Consider the following 23,519-nt stretch of genomic DNA (forward strand, 5'->3'; position numbering starts at 1 on the left):
TGCTTGTGCAGGTTCCGCTGTGCACTGCATCATAGCGGCTTCTTCCTACGGTCGCGGCCATTCAGCCCGCTCGGGCGATGGCCTTACGGAGCATCGCGCTTGAACGAGAATATCCTGTGGTTGCATGAGCTACGCCTGGCCGACCTGGCCCGCGTGGGCGGTAAAAATTCCTCGCTTGGCGAGATGATCGGCAACCTGGCTGGGTTGGGCGTCTCGGTTCCTGGTGGATATGCGACCACCGCGGAAGCTTTCAAGGACTTCATCGCGCACAACGATCTGTCCAAGCGCATCTTCGACAGGCTGGCAACGCTGGATGTCGAAGACGTCAATGCACTCACGCTGGCCGGCAAGGAAATCCGCGGCTGGGTGATCGATGCCCCACTGCAGCCGGACCTGGACCGCGACATCCGCAGCGCCTACGCCCAGTTGTGCGCCGAGAACGGCGGCGGCGACGTTGCCGTGGCCGTGCGCTCCTCGGCAACCGCCGAGGACCTTCCGGACGCCTCGTTCGCAGGCCAGCAGGAGACCTTCCTCAATGTGACCGGCGCCGACGATGTGGTGCACAAGGTCAAGGAAGTGTTCGCCAGCCTCTACAACGATCGTGCGATTGCCTATCGCGTGCATCACGGCTTCAAGCATGAAGACGTGTTCCTGTCGGCCGGCGTGCAGTTGATGGTGCGCTCGGGCGTAGGCGCGGCAGGCGTGTTGTTCACGCTGGACACCGAATCCGGTTTCCGCGACGTGGTGTTCGTCACATCGAGCTTCGGCCTGGGCGAAATGGTCGTGCAGGGCGCGGTCAACCCCGACGAGTTCTATGTCTACAAGCCCACGCTCACTGCAGGCAAGCCGGCGATCCTACGCCGCTCGCTCGGCAGCAAGGCCATTCGCATGGTCTATTCGGATGTGCCCGGCGAACGGGTGCGCACCGAAGACACGCCGGTGGAAATGCGCAGCACCTTCTCGATCAGCGACGAAGACGTGCAGGAACTGTCCAAGCAGGCACTGGTGATCGAAAAGCATTACGGCCGCCCGATGGACATCGAGTGGGCCAAGGACGGGGTCAGCGGCAAGCTGTTCATCGTGCAGGCGCGTCCGGAGACGGTGAAGTCGCGCAGCCATGCGACCCAGATCGAACGGTTTGCGCTGGAAGCCAAGGGCGCCAAGATCCTGGCCGAAGGCCGCGCCGTCGGTGCCAAGATCGGTAGCGGCGTGGCACGCGTGGTGCGCTCGCTGGACGACATGAATCGCGTCCAGCCTGGCGATGTGTTGATCGCCGACATGACCGACCCCGATTGGGAGCCGGTGATGAAGCGCGCCTCTGCCATCGTCACCAACCGCGGCGGCCGCACCTGCCATGCAGCGATCATCGCGCGTGAGCTCGGCGTGCCGGCGGTGGTGGGCTCGGGCAATGCCACCGACGTGCTCAGCGACGGCCAGGAAGTGACGGTCAGTTGCGCCGAAGGCGACACCGGCTTCATCTACGAGGGCCTGCTGCCGTTCGAGCGCACCACCACCGATCTGGGCAACATGCCACCTGCCCCGCTCAAGATCATGATGAACGTGGCAAACCCGGAGCGGGCCTTCGACTTCGGCCAGTTGCCCAATGCCGGCATTGGTCTTGCGCGTCTTGAGATGATCATCGCCGCGCACATCGGCATCCACCCGAACGCGCTGCTGGAATACGACAAGCAGGACGCCGACGTCTGCAAGAAGATCGACGCCAAGATTGCCGGTTACGGCGATCCGGTGAGCTTCTACGTCAATCGCCTGGCCGAAGGTATCGCCACGCTGACCGCGTCGGTTGCGCCGAATACGGTGATCGTCCGTCTGTCGGACTTCAAGTCCAACGAATACGCCAACCTGATCGGCGGTTCGCGTTACGAGCCGCATGAAGAAAACCCGATGATCGGCTTCCGCGGCGCCAGCCGTTATGTCGATCCCTCCTTCACCAAGGCGTTCGCGCTGGAGTGCAAGGCGGTGCTGAAGGTGCGTAACGAGATGGGCCTGGACAACCTCTGGGTGATGATCCCGTTCGTGCGCACGCTGGAAGAAGGTCGCAAGGTGATCGAAGTGCTGGAGCAGAACGGGCTCAAGCAAGGAGAGAACGGGCTGAAGATCATCATGATGTGCGAGCTGCCGTCCAACGCGCTGCTGGCCGACGAGTTCTTGGAGATCTTCGACGGCTTCTCGATCGGCTCCAACGACCTGACCCAGCTCACCCTGGGCCTGGATCGCGATTCGTCGATCGTCGCGCACCTGTTCGACGAGCGGAACCCGGCGGTGAAGAAGCTGCTGTCGATGGCGATCAAGTCGGCGCGCGCCAAGGGCAAGTACGTGGGTATCTGCGGCCAGGGGCCGTCCGACCACCCGGAGCTGGCCGAGTGGCTGATGCAGGAAGGAATCGAATCGGTGTCGTTGAATCCCGATACCGTGGTCGACACCTGGCTGCGTCTGGCCAAGCTCAAGAGCGAGGGCTGATGGGACCTATGGGTGCAATGTGGGCGGCAGCTGCAGGAGCAGCTGCTGCAAAACCGGTTGCGGCAGCAGGAGCGGCAGCCGCCAAGCCGGCCGCGACCAGCGAGCCGGCCTTCAATTGGGCCGCCATCCCGTGGGCGCAGTACGCGGTCAATTGGGGGGTGGCACTGCTGATCGTCGTGGTCGGCATGTGGCTGGCCCGGCAACTCAGTCAATGGTTGCACCGCGCGCTTACCCGCGCACGCGTCGAGATCACGCTCACCAACTTCCTGCGCAACGTGATGTACGCGTTGTTGCTGGTGTTGGTCTTCGTCAGCGCGTTGAGTCAGATCGGTGTGCCACCGACCTCACTGATCGCAGTGCTCGGCGCAGCAGGCCTGGCGGTCGGCCTTGCGCTGAAGGATTCGCTGTCCAACATCGCTGCTGGCGTGATGCTCATCGTGCTGCGGCCTATGCGCGATGGCGACCACGTATTGATTGCCGGCCAGGAAGGCATCGTCGACGAGATCCGGATCTTCCAGACCAGGATCCGTTCGTTCGATGAACGCATGATCACCCTGCCAAACAGCACGATTACCACTGCCCCCATCGTCAACTACAGCACCTTGCCCAACCGCCGCCTGGAAGTGACGGTCGGCGTGGGCTATGAAGACGATCTGAAGAAAGCGCAGCAGTTGTTGCTGCAGATCGCCAAGGACAACCCGAACATCCTGGAGTCGCCTGCACCATTCGTGCAGGTGACCAACCTGGGCGAGAGTACGGTCGACCTGATGTTGTTCGCGTATGCGACCAACGGCAACTTCGGCGCCGCCAAGAGCACCACGCTGGAGCAGATCCGCAACCAGTTGCTGGAAAACGGACTCAACATCCCCTACCCGCAGCGCGACCTGCACGTGTATCACCACGATGCCGATGGCAAGCCGATCTCCGGCCTGTTGCTGAAAGGCATCGCCGACGATGGCGACCTGAGCAAGGGGCCGTCGCTGGCGCGTTGATGCGGCGTCCCCAGCATTACCGCAGTAAAAAAACCAGAGGCCGCATCGATTGATGCGGCCTTTTTGTGAGTGTGGATAGCTCAGGCTCGTATGTGCGGGGATGCGCAGAGCGATGCTGAGAGTGCTTCAAGTGCACCCACTGCACACTTCATCCGACGACACGATCCACCCTGCTGCTCGAACTTCAGTGCGCAACACATGCCTGCGGATTCTCAGTTCTCCACACCCGCTGCGGTATCGCCACCAAGCGCACCCATGAACTGACGATAGTGGCGCAACTCGTCGATCGAATCGCGCACATCGCTCAGGGCGGTATGGGCCGAACTCTTGGCGAACCCGTTGGCCACCGTCGGCGCCCACCGTCGCGCGAGTTCCTTGATGGTGGACACATCCAGGTTGCGGTAATGGAAATAGCGCTCCAGGCGCGACATCTGGCGGTGCAGGAAGCGGCGATCCTGGCAGATCGAGTTGCCGCACATCGGCGAGGCGCCGGCACGGATCCACTCGCTCAGGAATGCAACCGTCTGCGCTTCGGCCTGCGCGTGGGTCACCTGACTGTCGATCACGCGCTGCCACAGACCCGAACGGCGATGTTGATTGCGGTTCCATTCGTCCATCGCTTCCAGGGTTTCCAGCGGATGCGCAATGGCCAGTTCCGGTCCCTCGGCAAGCACGTTCAACTGCGCATCGGTCACGATGGTGGCGATCTCGATGATGGAATCGCGATCGGTATCCAGGCCGGTCATTTCCAGATCGATCCAGATCAGTCGGTCGTTGCCTGCAAGGTTCTCTGCCATATCGCCGTCCTGTGGAGGCCGTCGCCGGCCGGATGCTGAAGAGGGCGCGCATCATACCGCGGCCACGTCGCTCAGGGCGCAAGTGGCGGCTTGCCGCGCTTGGCCCTGAAGTAATTGGTCAGCCGCAAGCTCGCCTGGGCCGCCAGCACGCCACCGCACACCTGCACGCGATGATTGTGGCGCGGGTCGGCCAGCAGGTCGAAGACGCTGCCACAGGCGCCGGTCTTGGGATCGCTGGCGGCGAACACCACGCGCGCGATCCGCGCATGAATCATCGCCATCGCGCACATCGCGCACGGCTCCAGGGTGACGTAGAGCGTGCAGCCGATCAGGCGGTGATTGGCCAGCCGGCGCCCGGCTTCGCGCATCGCCACGATTTCGGCATGCGCGCTGGGATCGTGGCTGGCGATATTGAAGTTCCAGCCTTCGCCGAGCACGTTGCCTTGCGCATCGACCAGCACTGCGCCGACCGGGATTTCGTCATAGTCGCGCTCGGCACGCTCGGCCAATTGCAAGGCGTGCTGCATCCAGTGCACGTCGATCGCCGCGTGCGGCGTATCGGTCGGCGCATCGGTGGGCATGCTCACGTGGCCGAACCGCCCTGGCGGTCGAGGAACGCGGCGAACGCGGCAACCGTGGCTTCGCTGACATGGTGTTCGATGCCCTCCGCGTCGCGGCGCGCGGTGGCTTCATCGATGCCCAGCGCAAGCAGGAAGCGCTCCACGATCTGGTGGCGCTGCCGGCTGGATGCGGCCAGCGCCTCACCGGCCGGGGTCAGGAACACCCCGCGGTAGGGCCGCTGCACGACCCAACCATCGCGCACCAGCCGCTTGAGCATCTTGGCCACGGTGGGCTGCGCTACGCCCAGGCGCGCAGCGATATCGACCTGACGTGCCTCGCCGCCATCCACCAGCAGATCCGAGATCAGCTCCACGTAGTCTTCGACCAGCTCGGCGCGGCGCGCTTCGCGCACCTGACGGAAGCTCTCCATGTGCACCTGCGCATCGATCAGGACCGGCGCGGCCGCTTCCACCTTTTCGCTCTTGCCCACCCTGTTCCTCGTCATCGTCGCCGGCGTCGATGCCGGGACGCATAGTTTGAAGCACACAGCAGATCCATACGATTGAAATTGCCAATGCTCAACAGCATAGCAACTGCTATATCATGCGCTTAACCCGTTTCGACCCGAGTGCATGTCCGCCGACACCGCCGCCTCAGCGCCATCGTCAGCCACCGCCATCGGCGGTCTGGGCGACCACCAAGCCAGCGTCTCTGTGCCCAACAGCGGCCATTGGTGGTTCCGCCTACTGGCCTTCCTGGGACCGGGCTACATGGTGTCGGTGGGCTATATGGACCCGGGCAACTGGGCCACCGATCTGGCCGGCGGCTCGCAGTTCGGCTACCTGCTGCTGTCGGTGATCCTGTTGTCGAACCTGATGGCGATCGTGCTGCAAGGCCTGTCCGCGCGGCTGGGTATCGCCACCGGGCTGGACCTGGCGCAGGCCTGTCGCGCGCGTTACCCGCGTGGCGTCAATCTGGCGCTGTGGGGCATCTGCGAGCTGGCCATCATCGCCTGCGACCTGGCAGAGGTCATCGGTACCGCGATTGCGTTAAAGCTGTTGTTCGGGATTCCGCTCACCATGGGCGCGATCATCACCGCGGTGGATGTGGTGCTGGTGTTGTTGCTGATGAACCGCGGTTTCCGCGCGCTGGAAGCCTTCGTGATCGCGCTGCTGCTGATCATCTTCGCGTGTTTCGGGATCCAGATCGCGTTGGCCGCGCCACCGATCGCGGCGGTACTGGGCGGTTTCATTCCGCGTGCGCAGGTGGTCACCGACCCGCAGGCGCTGTATCTGGCGATCGGCATCATCGGTGCGACGGTGATGCCGCATAACCTGTATCTGCACTCGTCGATCGTGCAGACGCGCGCGTATCCACGGACCGATGTCGGCCGGAAATCCGCGCTGCGTTGGGCGGTCACCGACAGCACGGTGGCGTTGATGTTCGCGCTGTTCATCAATGCCTCGATCCTGATCCTGGCCGCGGCGGTGTTTCATGCGCAGGGCCGCACCGACGTGCAGGAGATCGAACAGGCGCATGCGTTGCTGGCGCCGATGCTGGGCGTCGGCCTGGCCTCGACGCTGTTTGCGGTGGCGCTGCTCGCCTCGGGCATCAACTCCACCGTGACCGCAACGCTGGCCGGGCAGATCGTGATGGAAGGCTTCCTGCAATTACGCCTGCCGCCATGGATACGGCGCTTGCTCACCCGCGGCATCGCGATCGTGCCGGTGGTCATCGTGACCTGGCTGTATGGCGAAGCCGGTACCGCGCGGTTGTTGGTACTCAGCCAGGTGGTGTTGTCGATGCAGCTGCCGTTTGCGGTGATTCCGCTGGTGCGCTTCGTGTCCGATCGGCAGTTGATGGGCGCGCTGGTAGCGCCAGCATGGCTGGTACGCATCGCGTGGGTGATCGCTGCGGTGATCGTATGCCTCAATCTGAAGCTGCTGTGGGATACCGCGCTGCATTGAGATGCGGCATCGGCGCGGGTATTGCGCCAGCGTTCGATCAATTGTTTCGTATCGCCCGGACAACTGGAAGACGATGTCGCGCTTTCTTCCCTTCAACCCGCACCATCGCTGTTGGTGATGCTTGAGAGATTACAAAACGTGTCCTGCAAGGATGGGTGAGCAAGGTCTCTTCAGCGAACTCGACTGAGTTCAGGGCGCGGTGCCATCGCCGCTCGCGGGACACGCCGCAGGTACGTCCGTGTAGGCTCGATGGCGGCGTCCATGCCGCCAACGGTCCTGCAAGCAGCGCGCACGCCGAACCAGACAAGTGTCGGTGACCTTATTGAAGAGCGAAGTACCGCGCCGGACTTGCTTGAGGCAGCTGCAAGCGCTGTGCGCATGTTTACGCTTCTTCCATTACGGCTGCGCATCGCGCGAATCGATCACATTCTGCGCTAGTGGGTGCACTGCGCACGCGCGTGCAATCTGCCTTGTGCCTCACGCGCTCTACTTGGCGCATGCACCGGTCTGTCCGTTGCCTGCAGTGGCCTTGCGCTGCTTGGGCATGCCTGACATGACGCGCCAACGCGCGCATGCGACCGCCGGGCTGCATGCCCTCGCCCGCAGGAGTTCTTATGGATCCGTTCGAGGCGCATCCGGCCGATGCCGGGCGCCGCCACTTTCTCATTTCCGGCACGGCAGCCGTGGCAGCGTTATCGCTGCCACATCTCGCCAGCGCTGCCGCGGCCACGCGCATGCCATCCACCTCGCCGCCCCACTCGTCCACTCACGGAGTCAAGCAGATGTCCAATTTCGTCAAACGTCCCGACGGGGCCAATATTTTCTACAAGGACTGGGGCAAGGGCCAACCGGTCGTGTTTTCGCACGGCTGGCCGCTCAGCGCCGATGCCTGGGATGCGCAGATGTTGTTCATGGGCCAGCACGGCTATCGCGTGATTGCGCATGACCGCCGCAGCCACGGCCGTTCATCGCAGACCTGGGACGGCAACGATATGGATACCTACGCCGACGATCTGGCTGCGGTGATCGAGGCGCTGGACCTGAAAGACGCAATCCTGGTGGGCCATTCCACCGGCGGTGGCGAAGTGGCGCATTACGTCGGCCGGCATGGCAGCAAGCGCGTGGCCAAGGTGGTGCTTGTGGGCGCCGTGCCGCCGCAGATGGTCAAGAGCCCGACCAACCCGGGCGGCCTGCCGATGAGCGTGTTCGACGGCATTCGCGACGGTGTGGCCAAGGATCGGTCGCAGTTTTACCAGGACCTGACCACGCCGTTCTTCGGCGCCAACCGCGATGGCAACAAGGTCACCCAGGGCATGCGCGATGCGTTCTGGCTGCAAGGCATGTTGGGTGGGCACAAGGGCCAGTACGACTGCATCAGGGAATTTTCCGAAGTCGATTACACGCCCGACCTGAAGAAGATCGATGTGCCGGCGCTGGTGGTACACGGCGACGACGATCAGATCGTGCCGATCGATGCGTCCGGCAAGATGTCGGCCAAGATCATCAAGAATGCAGAGTTGAAGATCTATGCCGGCGCGCCGCACGGCCTGACCGTCACCCATGCGGACCAGTTCAACAAGGATCTGTTGGCGTTCGCAAAAGCCTGATCGAGGTTGAATGGATCAGCGAGAGGCCGGCTCGAGAGAGCCGGCCTTTTTTTTGATCTGGCGTTAGGGATCGTACAAGAACAGCTCACGCACTCAGACAGCTTGTTGTCGGGCCGCATCGACGGTGCGCTCATATCTGCACCTTGCCAGTGATAGATCCCGATCGCACACCGGCCATGTCTGCCTGATGGTGACAGTCGTTGCTGTTCGCTGCGCTTCGCAGACTTGGTCGAGATCTTGGTTGGCTGAGGGCATCACGCGCTTGCCGCTTGCAGGACACGCCGCGAGCCCCCGACACCGTGCCGCTTCAGCGCAGCACCCAGTCAGCCAGCAGGAACCCGCCGCTCATCGCCACGACGAGCAATGCACCGGTCAGACGTGGCGGAGCGGGCAGCGGCAAGTCGAGCAACCGGCAGCCGATGCCGATCGCCCATGCGAGCAGTACCCCGAGCACTGCCAGGCTCATGCGTCGCCCTGCCGGCCCACGCGGCCGCCGGGCCCGCCGCAATGCCCCAGATTCTTGGCGGCACGCTGGGCCAGAAAGCGGTCGGCCAGTGCATAGCCGCACGTCATTGCCAGCACCAGCAGCGCGCCGACGAAAGCCGTCGGAGCAGGCGATGGAATGCCGGCCATGCGGCAGCCCAAGCCGATTGCCACACCCAACGCGACACCGCTGATGAACTTCCAGTTCATGGGCATCAGATATCCGAGTGCGCGTGCGGCGGCAGCGCAGCACCGCCGCCACCGACGAAGTGGCGCACCACCGGCGCGCGCTCGCCGTGATGCAGGGCGCGGATCTGTTCCTGTAATTGGCGGTCGTCGCCGGTGACGCGTTCGTGCTGCCGCAAATGCTCCAGCCAGGAAGCGAGGATGAAGTATTCCAGTTGCACACCCGGCGTTGCAGCGTCTTCGGCGATGCCCCAGACCACGGCGCCATCGCGGCGGCGCGCATTGCCCAGTTGCGTCATCAACTGCAAGAACGCGACGCGTGCCTCGGCAGCGATACGGTATTCCACTGTCACCAGCACCGGGCCGCGGTCGTGCTCGACGCGATCGACTTGCGCAGGTGCAGGCCAATGCCCACCGGGGGCGAGGTCCAGCTGTTCGGTTCCGGCAATCCGCGCGCGTTTGACCACTAGCGCGGCGATCACTGCACCGGCGGCGGCGATCTGCAGTGCTGTGGCAATCGACGTGCGTTGGGCCAACGCACCCCATAACAGCGAGCCACTGGCCATGCCTGCGGAAAACACCACGATATATAGCGACAATGCACGGGCACGCACCCACGCAGGGACGGCGGTCTGTGCGGCGATCTGCAACGACGACAGCACCGTGATCCAGGCCAGGCCGTTCACCACCATCACCACGCACAACACGCCAAGCAGCCGCGACAACGCCAACCCCAGCAGCGATGCGGCGCACACCAGGGTGGCAACGAACACCAACAGATCGCGGTCGTAGTGCGCACGCAGGCGCGGCAACAGCAAGGCGCCGCTGATCGCTCCGACGCCGATGCAGCCCAGCAAAACGCCGTAGCTGCCGGCGCCCAGCTGCATGTCGCGGCGGACCACCAACGGCAGCAGCGCGGTCAACGCGCTGGCGAACACAAAAAAGCCGGCGGCCTTGATCAGCACCGCCTGCAGGCGACCGGCGCGCGCGGCGTAGCGCAACCCTGCGCGCAGGCCTGCGCCAAAGCTCTCCGGCGGCAGCGCCGAGGTGTGCACATCGCGGCGCCACCGCCACAGCACGTACAGCATCATGCCAAAGGTCAACCCGTTGAGCAGAAAGGCCCACGGCGGGCCGAATTGCGCCACGATCAGCCCACCCACGGCCGGGCCGATCGATCGCGCGATGTTCATGCCGATCGAATTGAGCGCCACCGCCGAAGCCAGCATCGGGCGCGGCACCAGTTCCGACACGATCGCCGCCTGCGCCGGCATCGCCATTGCTGCGCCCACGCCCATTGCAAAGGTGAGCGCCACCAAGACCCAAGGCGCCAGCAACTGCAGATGCGCCAATAACGCGAGCGTACCGGCCACCAGCAGCATCCAGAGCTGGGTCAACAGCAGGTAGCGACGACGGTCGACGATGTCGGCCAGCGTGCCGGCGACCAGTGCCAATAAGACCACCGGCAACGTGGTGGCCGACTGTACCGCCGCCACCATCAATGGCGAGCCGGTCTGTTCGGCCATCACCCAGGACGCGGCGACATCATTGATCCAGGTACCGATGTTGCTGCCCAGGATCGCCAGCCACAAGGCGCGGAAAACCGGCTCACGCAGCGGCGCCCACGCACCACCTTCGGCAGGTGCGGCAGAAACACTCATCGCGGCAAGACTCCAGACAATGGGATGAAACAAACGACGCAGAAGTGTGCCGCGTGCAACATGCAGGCACGAAGATGTACCGGCGATACCGCCATCAGAACGCGAAGCACGCGCATCCCAAGGCACCCCAGAAGCGACGTAGATCATCGGTGGGGACAGCATGCAGCCCCGCATGCGCGTGCGCGCCGTGGGCTCGACACGCGTGGCCGCGCGCATGCGCGTGCGGCGCAGCGGCTAGCCCGCTCATCCCGCCTCCAACCTGGTAGCCGCCGAACCGATTCACCGGCGACCAATCCGGCATGGCAGGCGGCAGCGTGGGGGCGAGCGCGGCAAAGTCGCCCTCGCCATGCACGACACGCCCGCCCAGGACGGTCAGCACGCTGGTGATGTCGGAGATGGCCGCGTCGTCGATGCGGAAGTAATCGTCGGACAACACGATGAAGTCGGCCAACTGCCCCGCCGCCAGGGTGCCCTTGTTGGTCTCGTCACCGGAAAACCAGGCGCTGCCCTGCGTCCACAACCGCAGTGTCTGTTCGCGATCGAGCAGATTCTCGTCGCCATACAGGGCCAGACCGCCCACCGTGCGGCCGGTGACCAGCCACGACAGCGCCACCCACGGGTTGTAGCTGGCCACGCGGGTGGCATCGGTGCCTGCGCCGACCGGAATTCCCGCTGCGAGCATGCGTCGCACTGGCGGCGTCTGCCTTGCAGCCTGCACGCCATAGCGCCGCACGAACGCCTCACCCTGGTAGGCCATGCGATGTTGCACGGCGATGCCGCCGTTCAAGGCGCGAATGCGCTCGATATTGCGCGGGGTAATCGTTTCGGCATGGTCGATGAACCAGTGCAGGCCATCGAACGGGATGTCGGCGTTGACCTTTTCGTAGACATCGAGAATGCGCGCGATGCTTTCGTCGTATGTTGCATGGATACGGAATGGCCAGCGCTTTTCCACCAGCAGCCGCACCACTTGCTCCAGCTCGGGTTCCAGCTCCGCCGGCAGCTCCGGGCGCGGCTCGCTGAATTGTTCGAAGTCTGCAGCGGAAAATACCAGCATCTCGCCGGCGCCGTTGTGACGCAGCAGGTCATCGCCCTTGCGTAACGGCAGTACTTCGGTCCAGCAGCGGAAGTCTTCGACCTCCCTGCCCTTGTTCTGGGTGAACAGGTTATAGGCAATACGCACGCTCAGTTGATCGGCCGCATGCAGCTGTTCGATGACCTGGTAATCCTCCGGATAGTTCTGGAAACCACCGCCGGCATCGATCACCGAGGTGACCCCGAGCCGGTTGAGCTCGCGCATGAAATGGCGAGTGGAGTTGGCCTGGTATTCCAGCGGCAGGCGCGGGCCTTAGGCGAGGCTTGCGTAGAGAATCAACGCGTTGGGCTTGGCCAGCAGCAGACCCGTTGGGTTGCCCAGCTTGTCGCGCTCGATGCGCCCTCCCGGCGGATCCGGGGTGGCCTTGTCGTAGCCGCAGGCTCGCAGCGCTGCGCGATTGAGTAAGGCACGATCGTACAGATGCAACAGAAACACCGGCGTTTCCGGCGCGATGGCGTTGATCTCCTCAAGCGTGGGCAGGCGTTTTTCAGCGAATTGATACGCAGTGAAACCGCCGACCACGCGCACCCACTGCGGCGCTGGCGTGCGATCGACCTGCGCCTTCAGCATCGCCATTGCATCGGCCAGCGAGCGCACGCCATCCCAGCGCAGCTCCAGGTTGTAATTCAGACCACCACGGATCAGGTGCGTGTGGCTGTCGTTGAGGCCGGGCAGCAGACGTCGCCCCTGCGCATCGATGGTGCGCGCGCCCTTTGCCAAGGCCATGATCTGCGCATCGTCGCCGACTGCCACGATGCGCCCATCGGCAACGGCGATGGCAGTAGCGTTGGGCTGGCGCGGATCGAGCGTGGTGATGCGCGCATTGCGAACGACGAGATCGACCATTGAAGACTTCCCTGATGCAGACGAAGCAGCCGGCAATGCACCCAACGCAAGACCGGCTGCGGCGCCCTGCATCCACAAGCGCCGTCCGGCATCGTGCTTGCCTGGCATGCGGCTCATGCCACACGCCTACGCAGGCGATCCAGCGACCAGTCGCCACCACCGGCTGCAGCGAGTGCCAGCAACACCAACATCCACATCAGCGGGTATTCCATTCCGCCGTGCATCCAGAACCAGCCCTTGGGCACGGCAACCAGCACGGTGGTTGCGATGAACAGCACTGCCAGTGCGGCGCTGGCACGCGTCCACACCGCCAGCAAGACCGCCAGCCCGGAGAGGGTCTGCACCAGGGCCAGCAGCAGCGGCAACGGTGCAGCGGATGGAAAGCCGAACTGATGCAACTCAGCGGCAAATCCGGTCAAGCCCGGTCCACCGAACCAGCCCAGCAACTTGCCCAATCCATGCGGCAGCAGGAAGCCGCCGCCAGCGATGCGCAGCATCAGCAACGCTGATGAAAGTCCGGCGGTGCCACGTGGTGCCGATACGTTCAATGCCCGCCTTCCTGCGCAGCGAACATGCTCTTGGCGTACTGGATGCCGATGCCATAGCCACCGGCATGCGCGCGTGCGATGCCGGTGGTCAGCGCATAGGTATCGCCACGTGCCCAGTCGCGCTGCAATTCCAGCAGGTACTGCACACTGGTCATGGGCGCAGCGCCGGCCTGCACCATGCGCGTGACTGCACGTTCGTGCGCTTCATCGCTCACGTCGCCGCAAGCATCGGTGATGACGTACACCTCGAACCCTTGTTCGATCGCCGACAGTGTCGGGCCGACGATGCACACACTGGTCCATAGACCGGCGATCACCAGACGCTGCTTGCCGATTGCGTTGATGCGATCGATTACCCCCTGGTCTTCCCAGGCGTTCATGCTGGTGCGATCGAATACCGGCTCGCCGGGAAAGATGTCCGGCAACTCGGGGAACAACGGGCCGGAGAACGACTTTTCTGCGACGGTCGTCAGGATCACCGGCACCTTGAACCCTTTGGCGCCCTTTGCAATCAAAGACACGTTGTTGCGCAGCGCCGAAATGTCGATGGTGTGCGTGGCGAACGCCATCTGCGATTGATGGTCGATCAGAATCAGGGTGTGATCGCCGGGCGATAGCAAGGATGTGCCGGGTACGGCAGTTGCAGTGGTCATGCAGGTTGCTCCATGGAAAGCGAAACCGATTCACCGCCGCGTCGCTGCGACGAGGGCATGAGGGCATGCGCCGCACGGCTCCATCGCCATCTGCGCGGCGAAACGTGCCGGCGTGCAACCGGTGGCGTTGCGAAAGCTGCGAACGAAGTGGCTTTGATCGAAGAAGCACAGATCGGTCGCGATCTGGCTGATGGTGTGGCCGCCCTCGCGCAACATCGCCTGGGCACGTTCGAGCCGACGAAGACGCAGGTACTCCATTGGACTGGCGCCGACCGCATCGCGGAAAACGCGTGCGAAATGGAAGCGGCTCATGCAGGCCGCTTGCGCAAGATGCGCCACGCTGACAGGTTCGTACAGATGCGTGTCGATGTACTGCATTGCGCGCGCAACAGCGCGCACACGCGATGCCTGTATGTGCATGCGCCCTGCAGCACGCGTATCGGGGCAAGCAACGGCAATCAGAGGTGCCATGGGGCGTCTCCGGGGGGAATGACCGTATGGTGCCGGGGACGGCTTTGCTGCCCTACCCCTGATGGTGAGGCGAATCGTTCCCTCTTTCGGGGGAGTGCTTGCACCTGTTCGCCATGGGCAGCAGTTTGGATGTGATGCGCGTTTGATAGAGCGCTGCGTCATGCCGATGCAGTGCCAGTGGAATCGAGAGAACGCAAACGCATCGCCGAACATCGCGCTGATCAGACAGCGCGCAGCTGTTCAATGTCGCGATCACCACGAAACGGCGCATCGAGGCGAGCGGGAAGCAAACGCAACCGCAATGGGGTGCAGTCGAGCTGCAGCATGTCGAGGCGTTGCGCGCTGCCCGACAGTTCCCGCATCACGCGCGCGGCGTGCATCAGTCGCTAAACCAATTCGGCCTGCGCGTGCGTCCCTCGAAAGAGGTGGTGGTGCTTCCCCCGATCACGCCCGACAATGATGCGATGCCGCATGAGCCCGTCATCCGTTCGCTTTGCTTGTCGCGCTTGCGCGCGGCAGCGGTCGTGGCGCTGTGGTGGCTACTGATGCTCTGTCGTCCCGCCTGCGCAGCCGGCATTGCCGCGACCCGCGACGGGCTGCTGCAGTTCCACCACACCGCCTGGAGCATCGAGCGCGGCGCGCCGGCCGACATCTGGGACATCCAGCAAGCCGATGGCGGCGCGCTGTGGCTGGCGACTGGCTTCGGGCTGTTCAAGTTCGACGGCGAACACTTCACCAGGCAGGCGGCGCCGGAGGGCGAAGCCTATGCATCGCACAATATGACCGCGCTGTCGCTGACCACGGACGACGGCGCGTGGATCGGCTATTTCAATGCCGGCATCGATCGCCTGGCCGACGGCCATCTCACTCATTTCGTGCCTGGCAAGGATGTGCCGGATGGGATGGTGTTCCGCATCGAGCGCGATGGCAGCGGCCGCCTGTGGGCCGCCATCGATGGCGGGCTGTGCTGGTTCGACGGACGGCGCTGGCACCGCGCCGGTGCCGACTGGGGCTACCCGGAATCCAGCGCGCAATGGCTGTTGCGCGATCGCCGCGGCATCCTGTGGGTGAGCGATGGCAGCCGCATCCTGTCGCTGCAACCGGGTGCGCGACGCTTCGAATCCAGCGGCCAGCAGGTCGGGCACTTCACCACCATGGCCGAGCACCCGGACGGCACGGTCTGGGTCGCCGATCCGCACCGCGGCGTGTTCGCGCTCACCGATACGCATGGCACGGTGTTACCTGCTCTGGTTCGCCACCGGCTGTGGTTTCCCGGCTTGTTCGCCCATCGCATCCGTTTCATGCGCGACGGCGCGCTGTGGGGCAGCGACTACGTCGCAGGCGGGGTGTTCCGTGTCGCCCAGCCCACATCGCCGACGCCGGTACTCGAACGCTATGGCCCGCTGCAGGGTCTGACCTCCTCCACTGCCGGCCCGCTGCTGGAGGACCACGAAGGCAATCTCTGGGCCGGCACCAACCTGGGGCTCAACCGCTTCCGGCATCGCGCCCTGCTGCCACTGGCGGCATTGCTGCCGGGCCATCCCACGGCCGTGGCGATCTTCGCGACCGTCGCCACGCCAGGCGCACCGGTGTTGCTGGCGGTCCTGCGCGACGAGCGTCAGCTGGCCTTGACGCGTACCGGCATCCAGGCCCTGCAACGCGGCGCGCCCGCCAGCGCCCTGCAGGTGCCCGCCAGCGCCAACGGCTGGTTGCTCGGCGACAACCGCCTGCTGCGCCTGCACGCAGGCCGCACGCACGCCTTGCCCCTACCGCAGGACGTGCGCACCGGATCGATCCGCGCGTTTGCCGTCGATGCCCAGGACTCGCCCTGGGCGTGTCCCGATGCCAGCGGACCGCAGCGCTGGGATGGTCATCGCTGGCAGGCGATTGCCAGCTTGCTGGACCAACCCTGTTCTGTCCTGCTCGCCGCGCCGGACGGCGCGCTGTGGGTAGGCAGCGTCACAGGTGAGCTCAGCGTGCTGCGCGGCGGGCAGGTGCGGCACTACACCGCCAACAACGGCTTGTCGGTCGGCCCGATCACCGCCATTTGGCACAGCGCGGCCCTCACCCTGGTGGCTGGCGAAAGCGGGCTGGCAGTGCTCCGCAGCGATGGCCGCTTCCAGCAGGTGGCCGATCAGGCGAATCCGGTGTTGCAGGGCATCACCGGCATCGTGCGCGACCGTCACGACACCTTCTGGTTGAACGGCAATCGCGGCGTCGTGCAAATCGGCAGGCAGGCACTGCTGCGCAGCCTGCGCACCGGCGTGGTCAGCCCCACGCTGCGCCTGTACGACATCATGGATGGCCTGCCCGGCGTCGCCCAGCAGGCCAGCCCGGTGCCTACCGCGATCGCCGCGGCCGATGGCCTGCTCTGGTTCACCACCAACCAGGGCCTGGCCTGGCTCGATCCCGAGCAGACCTACCGCAACCCCACCGCGCCGAAGGTCTTCATCACCGACGTGGTCGCCAACGACCGGCCTTACCCGCGTCAGGACGGCCTGCACCTGCCCGAATGGACCGATCGTCTGCGCATCGGCTACGACGCGATCAGCCTTACCCGCCCGGAGCGCGTGCGGTTCCGCTACCGGCTGGAAGGGGTGGATGCACGTTGGCAGGACGCCGGCAACCGCAACGAGGCCTTCTATACCAACCTTGCGCCCGGGCGTTACCGCTTCCGTATTGCGGCCGCCAACAACGACGGCCTGTGGAATGCGCGCGGCGACACCCTGGACTTCGTCATCGAGCCGGCCTTCATCCAAACCTGGCAATTCAAGGCCTGCTGCGCGCTGGCGTTGCTGCTGGCGCTCGGCATCGCCTGGCGCATGCGGACCCAGCAGGTGGCCGCACGCCTGCGCGCGCGTCTGGAAGAGCGTTACCGCGAACGCGAACGCATCGCCCGCGAATTGCACGACACCTTGCTGCAGGGCACCCAGGGGCTGATCCTGCGGCTGCATGCCGCCAGCCGCTCGCTCCCCTGGAACGATCCGCGCCGGCTGGAGCTGGAACAGGCGGTGGATCTGGCCGAAAACGCGCTGGCCGAAGGCCGCGATCGCGTCAGCGGCTTGCGCGACAGCCAGTCCCTGCACGAAGACCTGGCCGCCGCCCTGCAGCGGGCGCGTAACGCCACCATGCCGCCGCCAACGGCCGCACTGCAGGTCGCTGTCGAAGGCCGGCCCATGCGCTTGCGTCACCTGGTGGCCGACGAACTGTTCCAGCTCGGACGCGAAGCGCTTGCCAATGCCGACCGGCACGCCAATGCCACCGGCATCGCGCTGGAACTGCGTTACGGTTCTCGTGACTTCACGCTGCGCATCCGCGACGATGGCCGCGGCCTGGATCCGGATGTGCTGCACGGCCACGCCCACACCGGGCATTGGGGCCTGACCGGCATGCAAGAACGCGCGCAGCGCATCGGCGCCAAGATGCAGCTGTGGTCGCGTCCCGGCAGCGGCACCGAAATCCAGATCACCCTGCCCGCGCGTGCCGCCTACCTGCGCGCCAAGCGATGGTGGTGGCCATTTCACACCGCACGATCCACGGAGACTTCCAATGGCTGACATGGTCCGACCAACCGACGTGCTGGTGGTAGACGACCATCCGCTGCTGCGCGATGGGCTCAGTGCCATGCTCGCCGCCGAGCACGACATGCGCGTGGTCGGCGAAGCGGAAGACGGCGAACAGGCGGTGGCCTGCTACACGCGCCTGCGCCCGGACGTGGTGCTGATGGATCTGCAGATGCCGCGCGTGGACGGGGTCGAAGCCATCCAGCGCATCCGCCAGGTCGACTCCGCCGCCAAGGTCATCGTGCTGACCACCTACACCGGCGACGTGCGCGCGGTACGCGCCGTCCAGGCAGGCGCCTGCGGTTACCTGCTCAAGAGCGCGTTGCGCCGTGAGCTGGTCGACACCATCCGCGACGTGCGCCGCGGCCAGCGCCGGCATGTGCCGGCCTCGGTGGCCGAAAATATCGCCGCCCATGTGCTCGATGATGCCCTGTCCGCCCGCGAGACCGAAGTGCTGAACCTGGTCGCTACCGGCTGCTCCAACAAGCAGATCGGCAGTGCCTTGAGCATCTCCGAAGAAACCGTCAAGGCACATATGAAGAACATCCTGGGCAAGCTCGGCGTGCGCGATCGCACCCATGCGGTCACCGTCGCGCTGCGGCGCGGGATCCTGTCGCTGGAGACCTGAGCGGCGCCTTGCCACTCCTGCGCGCCACCAAGGGGGTGGCTTTTGCTATACGGTCGACCATTCTTGAACGCGAGGCGACACGCGCGATAGCCGCGCGCGCTCAAACCGATCGGCTTACGCTATCGTATGCACCGCCAAGCGGCATGGGGGCCGCTTTAGCATCTGGTTCGGCAGCCGATAACGGCTACGTCCAACCGTCGCACTGCGCTGCGGCGGCACTCGACTCAATCATTTAAACGCGTTCAGGGGAATTGCGATGCTTCGTCACTCTTTGCGGGTGCGCCTGCTGTTGCCGGTGCTGGCCTTGGTGCTGGTAGTGGTGGTGGCACTGACGGTCATTTTGGCCATTACCGAAGCGAACCGGGTCAAGTTCGAAACCGGCGACGCGATCGAGCGCCAGTCGGTGTCCTTGCAGACCTTGTTCGCGGTCACCCGCGCGATGATGCTCGACCGCGTCAATTCCTCCATGCGCCAGCTGCGCAGGGAAGCCAACAAGGAGGGCGCGCCCAGCATTGGCGGCGACGTCCGCGTTGCCGATCGTAGCGCCAACGACCTGCTGCTGGGCCAGCGCTCGCAGGCCAATGCCTTCACCTTGGTCGACGAGGTCACCGCCATCCACGAAGGTACCGCAACGCTGTTCTCGCGTACCGGCGACGACTTCGTGCGTATCTCCACCAACGCCAAGAAGGACGACGGCAGCCGCGCCATCGACACCGTGCTCGATCCGAACGGCCAGGCCGCCGCCAAGCTGCGTAACGGCGAAAGCTTCTACGGCGTGGTCGACATTCTCGGCAACCCGTACGTCACCGGCTACGAGCCGATCTTTGCCGGCAACGACAAGCGCGTGATCGGTGCGTGGTACGTCGGTTACAAGGCAGACACCCAGGCGCTGGAAAACGTGGTCAGCAGCCGCCGCGTGCTCGACTCCGGTTTCATTGCCGTGTTCGACAGCAAGAACAAGCTGCGCTTCCAGTCCACCACCGGCGCCACCACCGATACCGCCACCATCGAGCGGATCGTCAAGGACACCCCGGATGATTGGGTCGTCACCAAGGAACAGGTACCCGATTGGGGCTTCACCCTGGTCTCGGCCTATCCCAGAAGCGACGTCAATGGCGTGATCGTGCGTCAGTCGCTGTGGATCGCCGGCATCGGTCTGCTGGTCTGCGCCTTGTTGCTCGGCCTGCAGTGGGCCCTGATCTGGAGCCGCGTGTTGCGCCCGATCCAGCACTTGACCACCGTGGCCGAAGAACTGAGCCTGGGCAAGTGGAACCACACCATCGCAGAGGTCAACCTCAAAGATGAAATCGGTACCCTGGCGCGCGCCATTTCCCGCTTGTCCAACAGCGTCCGGTTGGCCATGGAGCGCCTCAGCAAACGCTGAGTCGCTGTCACCCATTCCGTACCTGATGCTGCAAGGAAGACGCCATGTCCACTGAATTCCGTCCGCTGATCGAGATCCTGCGCGAGCTCAAAGCGCTGGCATTGAAGAAGGCGTCCGGCTTTCTGTTCATCGTCACCGAGGAAAACCACTCCTGCATCGTCCGCATCAACAGCGGGCAGATCGAAGAAGTGGTGTTCCGCATGCTGCGTAATGATGAGGCGGTACAACGCCTCACCATGGTCAACGCGGCGAAGGCGCGCTTCCAGGTCGACCCCGGTGCCGGCCTGGGCAAACCCTCGCTGTTGAGCGACGACTCGCGGCAGTGGTTGATGGGCGGTTTTGAACAGGATCTCGGCGGCGCACCGTCGCCGGTGCGGGCGCCGGTCGCGCCGACACCCGCACCTGCCGCAGCTGTCGCAAGCGCGAGTGCGGCGCCGGTTGCCACTGGCGCCGGGCCCGACGACAGCGTCCGCGATGCACTGGAAGCGGTCGCACTGAACTATCTCGGCCCAATCGCCGGCATGCTGTGCGATGAAGCCTGGGATGCCTTCAGCGACATTGAGCAGGTGCTCAGCCAGCTCGCCGCCAACCTGGCCACGCCGCAGGAAGCACAGAAGTTCATGGCCGACGCCCGCGTGGCATTGGCCAAGGTCCGCTGAGGAGCATCTTCAGTTCGGCTCATGCATCAGGCCGCGCACTGCGCGGCTTTTTTGTCGGCGCGTCAGTGGCGCTGGCCATGCCTTGCAACTTCAGACCATGTCGACGCAGGCCGGACATCGGCTATGCGTTGCTGGTCTGCGAAGCATGCCCAGTGGCCAGCGTGGCGATAGATCATGGGATCCGACGCAGGCTCAGCACGTCGGCCATCAGCAAACGCGCAGCTCTTGCAGATCGCAATGCGCGACGAAGCGCTGCAGATTGCCCGACAGAGGTTTGCCGGTGCTGGATCCGGTAGAAGCGCCGCGTCGCGTGCGGGTCTACAGCGCGCCACGGCTTGGACAACCGGGTGGCATTACGGACTGTCTGGCCTGGTCGGGGGCTGAAGCAGAAGCTTGAGCAGAGGATTCGGGAAACGTCGCGACATGGTCACCGCATGGAAGGTCTCCACGATGTCCGGCAATTGATCGCCTTCCATCAGTGCGCCAGCGGCGATCTCGTCCTTGACCACGATCGGCGGCAGAACCGCCAGGCCGATGTCCTCGCGGGCAAGCAGTCGCATCATCGCCATGTCTTCCACTTCCGCCACGATCTGCGGCCGCACGCCCAGGCGGTCGGCCAACGCGTCGAAGCCGATGCGCACGCTGCTATCCACCGTGGGCAGGATGATGGGGTGGCTGCGAAGGCGGTCGGCGAAGCTGGCCGCATGGCCCAGCCGATCCGGCGTGCCCACCAGGCTGACCGGGTACTCCGCGAGCCGGTGGGTGACGAAGGGGGACAGCGCATCGCCGGCAGGTGCCCGATTCAGCAGCACCACGTCGAGATTGAGCGCCTCCAGCGCGCGCAGCAGTTCACCCGCGCTGCCCGATCGCAGGATGAGGTCGATGTCGGTGCGGCCCAGCAGCGGCCGCAGGAACTCCATCTGGAAGTTGCGCGACAGCGTGGCAAGCGAACCGACCCGCAGTGCCTGCCGCGCCGCACCCGTCTGCCGCAGCGTGCCAAGCAACTCATCGCCGGTGGCAAAAATCGCATCGGCATGGTCGAGCACGATCTGCCCGGCCTCGGTCAGATGCAGTTGCCGCCCGCGGCGTTCGAACAGCGCGTGGCCCAGGCGCTCCTCCAGTTTGCGGATTTGCACCGAAAGCGCCGACTGGGTGAGGTTGAGACGCTCGGCAGTACGGGTGAGGTTCCCCTCGTGCGCGACCGCCCAGAAGTAGCGCAGATGGTTGTAGTTCAAGGCGGCCATATCATTCGATAATAACGAACGAACCTGCAATGACAATGAATTTTTATTCAACCCCACCGGTCGTTATCGTGGCGCGGCCCGCCACCACGTTCGTTCTTAGGGGATCGCCTTGTCGCTCTATCTACTCCCACTGTTCGCACCACTCCTGCTGCTGACCGCCGCTGTCGTCGCCCTGGTTCGCGGCGATCGCCGTCCACTCAAGATCCCCCTCCTCGCAGAAGGCGCCGCGCTCGGCGCGCTCTGCATCGCGATCGCATCGCTGGCGCTGGTGCTGTTGCGAGGCACTGGCGACAGCCCACTGATCGGATGGGGCGACATCGGCCTGTCCGCGCGGCTCGACGCGGTCAGCGTGACGATGCTTTTGCTGGTGACCTTCGTTGGTTGGATCGTGGTGCGGTACGCACGCACCTATCTCGACGGCGAGGCTCGCCAGGGCTACTTCACCGGCTGGCTATGCATGGCACTGGCGGCGGTGCTGCTGCTGGTGCAGGCAGGCAATCTGATCCAGGTCGTCATCGCCTGGATTGCCACCAGCATCGCGATGCATCGCCTGCTGCTGTTCTATCCCGAGCGCGTGGAAGCGCAGCGCGCCGCACGCAAGAAGCGCGTGTTCTCCACCACCGGCGGTATCGCCCTTACCTGCGGCGCGCTGCTGATCTGGAAAAGCATGGGCACGACCGATATCGCGACGATCAACGCGATGGCCGCGCGCGGGCAGCACTCCTGGTCGCTGGTCGCGGCGGCCGCTCTGCTTGCACTTGCTGCGGTCTTGAAATCGGCGCAGTTCCCGACCCACGGCTGGCTCACCGAGATGATGGAAGCGCCCACGCCGGTATCGGCCTTGCTGCACGCCGGCGTGGTCAATGGCGGCGGCTTCCTGCTGATCCGCTTTGCCGACCTGATGCTTGCCGCCCCCGGCGTGCTCGCCGTGCTGGCCATGCTGGGCGGGTTCACCGCCTTGTTCGGCGCGCTGGTGATGCTGACCCAGCCGGCGGTCAAGACCTCGCTCGCCTGGTCCACGGTCGCGCAGATGGGATTCATGATGCTCCAGTGCGGTCTGGCGCTGTTCCCGCTGGCCCTGCTGCACATCGTGGCGCACTCGCTCTACAAGGCGCACGCGTTCCTGGCCTCCGGCGGCGCGGTCGAGCAGGTGGCGGCCATTCGTCGGCCCGGGCCGGTCGCCGTTCCGGATGGGTCGGCGGTCGGCCGCGCATTTTTGATCGCACTGGCGATCTATATCGGCATCGGCACTGCCTTCGGGTCCGCCTTCGGCTTCGAGCACAAGTCGCCGCAGGCGCTGGCGCTGGGCGCGATCCTGATCTTCGGGGTCGCCTATCTGCTGGCCCAGGGCCTTGCCGACGCCGCGCCGCGCCCCCTCACCCGCAGGACGGCGATCTACGCCAGCGCCGCGGCGATCGGCTACTTCGCGCTGCAGACCACCGCCGAATGGCTGACCGCCGGCGTGCTGCCGGCAACGCCCGCACCGGGACGCATGGAGTGGACCCTGATGACGCTCGCGGTGCTGAGCTTCGGGCTGGTGGCGGTCGCGCAAGCGCTGTTTCCGCTCTGGGCATCGCACCCCGCTGCCGCCGGGCTCCGCGTCCACCTCTCCAATGGGCTGTACGCCAACGCCACGATCGATCGCCTGCTTGGCGGCTGGTCCGTTCGCAAGACCTCCTGAACCCCTTCACGCTAGGC

General features: G+C 64.9%; 19 protein-coding genes and 3 pseudogenes. 9 read left to right on the forward strand and 13 right to left on the reverse strand.

Going from position 1 to position 23,519, the window contains the following annotated elements; genetic code table 11:
* Positions 1 to 99 precede the first annotated feature (99 nt).
* Positions 100 to 2,478, forward strand: a complete 2,379-nt coding sequence (gene ppsA / locus F7R02_RS06075) for a phosphoenolpyruvate synthase (protein WP_078590928.1) — start codon at positions 100 to 102, stop codon at positions 2,476 to 2,478.
* Complete coding sequence (locus F7R02_RS06080) at positions 2,478 to 3,470, forward strand: mechanosensitive ion channel family protein (RefSeq protein ID WP_005915721.1); 993 nt, start codon at positions 2,478 to 2,480, stop codon at positions 3,468 to 3,470. Before ppsA ends, F7R02_RS06080 begins: the two co-directional genes overlap by 1 nt.
* Positions 3,471 to 3,682: 212 nt before the next feature.
* Here F7R02_RS06080 and orn read toward each other — a convergent pair whose 3' ends face one another.
* The 3 genes from orn to mntR form a co-directional block, all read right to left on the reverse strand.
* On the reverse strand, positions 3,683 to 4,267 hold the full coding sequence (gene orn, locus F7R02_RS06085; protein ID WP_003482835.1) for an oligoribonuclease: 585 nt from the start codon (positions 4,265 to 4,267) through the stop codon (positions 3,683 to 3,685).
* A 71-nt stretch (positions 4,268 to 4,338) separates the two neighbouring features.
* Entirely contained in the window at positions 4,339 to 4,854 is a 516-nt protein-coding gene (gene tadA / locus F7R02_RS06090; RefSeq protein WP_015463158.1) for a tRNA adenosine(34) deaminase TadA, read from the reverse strand.
* Positions 4,851 to 5,318, reverse strand: coding sequence for a manganese-binding transcriptional regulator MntR (gene mntR, locus F7R02_RS06095; RefSeq protein WP_003482839.1), 468 nt, complete (start codon positions 5,316 to 5,318; stop codon positions 4,851 to 4,853). Before mntR ends, tadA begins: the two co-directional genes overlap by 4 nt.
* Before the next feature lie 142 nt (positions 5,319 to 5,460).
* Between mntR and F7R02_RS06100 the strand changes: the two genes are divergently transcribed.
* Both F7R02_RS06100 and F7R02_RS06105 read left to right on the forward strand, forming a co-directional pair.
* A complete protein-coding gene (locus F7R02_RS06100; protein ID WP_003482841.1) occupies positions 5,461 to 6,795 on the forward strand; it encodes an Nramp family divalent metal transporter in 1,335 nt (444 codons plus the stop codon).
* Between the two features lie 782 nt (positions 6,796 to 7,577).
* A complete protein-coding gene (locus tag F7R02_RS06105) occupies positions 7,578 to 8,402 on the forward strand; it encodes an alpha/beta fold hydrolase (RefSeq protein WP_005915729.1) in 825 nt (274 codons plus the stop codon).
* Positions 8,403 to 8,709: 307 nt separating this feature from the next.
* Here the strand turns inward: F7R02_RS06105 and F7R02_RS06110 are convergent, their stop codons facing one another.
* From F7R02_RS06110 to F7R02_RS26315, 8 genes and pseudogenes are all read right to left on the reverse strand, one after another.
* On the reverse strand, positions 8,710 to 8,868 hold the full coding sequence (locus tag F7R02_RS06110) for a XapX domain-containing protein (protein WP_005922651.1): 159 nt from the start codon (positions 8,866 to 8,868) through the stop codon (positions 8,710 to 8,712).
* The gene (locus F7R02_RS06115) at positions 8,865 to 9,095 is read right to left on the reverse strand and encodes a DUF1427 family protein (protein ID WP_078567458.1); all 231 of its coding nucleotides are present in this window, start codon (positions 9,093 to 9,095) and stop codon (positions 8,865 to 8,867) included. Before F7R02_RS06115 ends, F7R02_RS06110 begins: the two co-directional genes overlap by 4 nt.
* 5 nt (positions 9,096 to 9,100) lie before the next feature.
* Positions 9,101 to 10,729 (reverse strand): MFS transporter, encoded by a 1,629-nt coding sequence (locus F7R02_RS06120; RefSeq protein ID WP_078590929.1) that lies wholly within the window; start codon positions 10,727 to 10,729, stop codon positions 9,101 to 9,103.
* A gap of 94 nt (positions 10,730 to 10,823) precedes the next feature.
* A pseudogene (locus F7R02_RS06125) lies at positions 10,824 to 12,671 on the reverse strand (amidohydrolase).
* Between the two features lie 113 nt (positions 12,672 to 12,784).
* The gene (locus F7R02_RS06130) at positions 12,785 to 13,219 is read right to left on the reverse strand and encodes a DoxX family protein (RefSeq protein ID WP_078590930.1); all 435 of its coding nucleotides are present in this window, start codon (positions 13,217 to 13,219) and stop codon (positions 12,785 to 12,787) included.
* On the reverse strand, positions 13,216 to 13,872 hold the full coding sequence (locus F7R02_RS06135) for a hydrolase (RefSeq protein ID WP_003490352.1): 657 nt from the start codon (positions 13,870 to 13,872) through the stop codon (positions 13,216 to 13,218). Before F7R02_RS06135 ends, F7R02_RS06130 begins: the two co-directional genes overlap by 4 nt.
* Positions 13,869 to 14,343 (reverse strand): annotated as a pseudogene (locus F7R02_RS06140) (helix-turn-helix transcriptional regulator). Before F7R02_RS06140 ends, F7R02_RS06135 begins: the two are co-directional and overlap by 4 nt.
* A 221-nt stretch (positions 14,344 to 14,564) precedes the next feature.
* The gene (locus tag F7R02_RS26315; RefSeq protein ID WP_155400523.1) at positions 14,565 to 14,723 is read right to left on the reverse strand and encodes a hypothetical protein; all 159 of its coding nucleotides are present in this window, start codon (positions 14,721 to 14,723) and stop codon (positions 14,565 to 14,567) included.
* Positions 14,724 to 14,807: 84 nt separating this feature from the next.
* Here F7R02_RS26315 and F7R02_RS06145 point away from each other — a divergent pair, with 84 nt between their 5' ends.
* The 4 genes from F7R02_RS06145 to F7R02_RS06160 all read left to right on the forward strand — a co-directional run bounded on the left by F7R02_RS06145 (position 14,808) and on the right by F7R02_RS06160 (position 20,577).
* On the forward strand, positions 14,808 to 17,900 hold the full coding sequence (locus tag F7R02_RS06145; protein ID WP_078590941.1) for a sensor histidine kinase: 3,093 nt from the start codon (positions 14,808 to 14,810) through the stop codon (positions 17,898 to 17,900).
* Positions 17,893 to 18,534: a response regulator gene (locus tag F7R02_RS06150; RefSeq protein WP_078590932.1), complete on the forward strand. Its 642-nt coding sequence runs from the start codon at positions 17,893 to 17,895 to the stop codon at positions 18,532 to 18,534. Before F7R02_RS06145 ends, F7R02_RS06150 begins: the two co-directional genes overlap by 8 nt.
* A gap of 256 nt (positions 18,535 to 18,790) precedes the next feature.
* Entirely contained in the window at positions 18,791 to 19,918 is a 1,128-nt protein-coding gene (locus F7R02_RS06155; protein WP_078590933.1) for a Cache 3/Cache 2 fusion domain-containing protein, read from the forward strand.
* Positions 19,919 to 19,962: 44 nt separating this feature from the next.
* A complete protein-coding gene (locus F7R02_RS06160) occupies positions 19,963 to 20,577 on the forward strand; it encodes a DUF8082 domain-containing protein (RefSeq protein ID WP_078590934.1) in 615 nt (204 codons plus the stop codon).
* Positions 20,578 to 20,784: 207 nt separating this feature from the next.
* Here F7R02_RS06160 and F7R02_RS06165 read toward each other — a convergent pair.
* Both F7R02_RS06165 and F7R02_RS06170 read right to left on the reverse strand, forming a co-directional pair.
* Positions 20,785 to 20,893 (reverse strand): annotated as a pseudogene (locus tag F7R02_RS06165) (LysR family transcriptional regulator); the annotation flags it as partial.
* Positions 20,894 to 20,930: 37 nt separating this feature from the next.
* Positions 20,931 to 21,821: a LysR family transcriptional regulator gene (locus F7R02_RS06170; RefSeq protein WP_005915744.1), complete on the reverse strand. Its 891-nt coding sequence runs from the start codon at positions 21,819 to 21,821 to the stop codon at positions 20,931 to 20,933.
* A gap of 109 nt (positions 21,822 to 21,930) precedes the next feature.
* On the opposite strand from F7R02_RS06170, the gene F7R02_RS06175 reads away from it, so the two are divergent.
* Positions 21,931 to 23,502, forward strand: a complete 1,572-nt coding sequence (locus F7R02_RS06175; RefSeq protein ID WP_078590935.1) for a proton-conducting transporter transmembrane domain-containing protein — start codon at positions 21,931 to 21,933, stop codon at positions 23,500 to 23,502.
* The last annotated feature ends 17 nt before the right edge of the window (positions 23,503 to 23,519 follow it).

Source organism: Xanthomonas cissicola, assembly GCF_008801575.1.
In the GTDB taxonomy this organism is placed as follows: Bacteria; Pseudomonadota; Gammaproteobacteria; order Xanthomonadales; family Xanthomonadaceae; genus Xanthomonas; species Xanthomonas cissicola.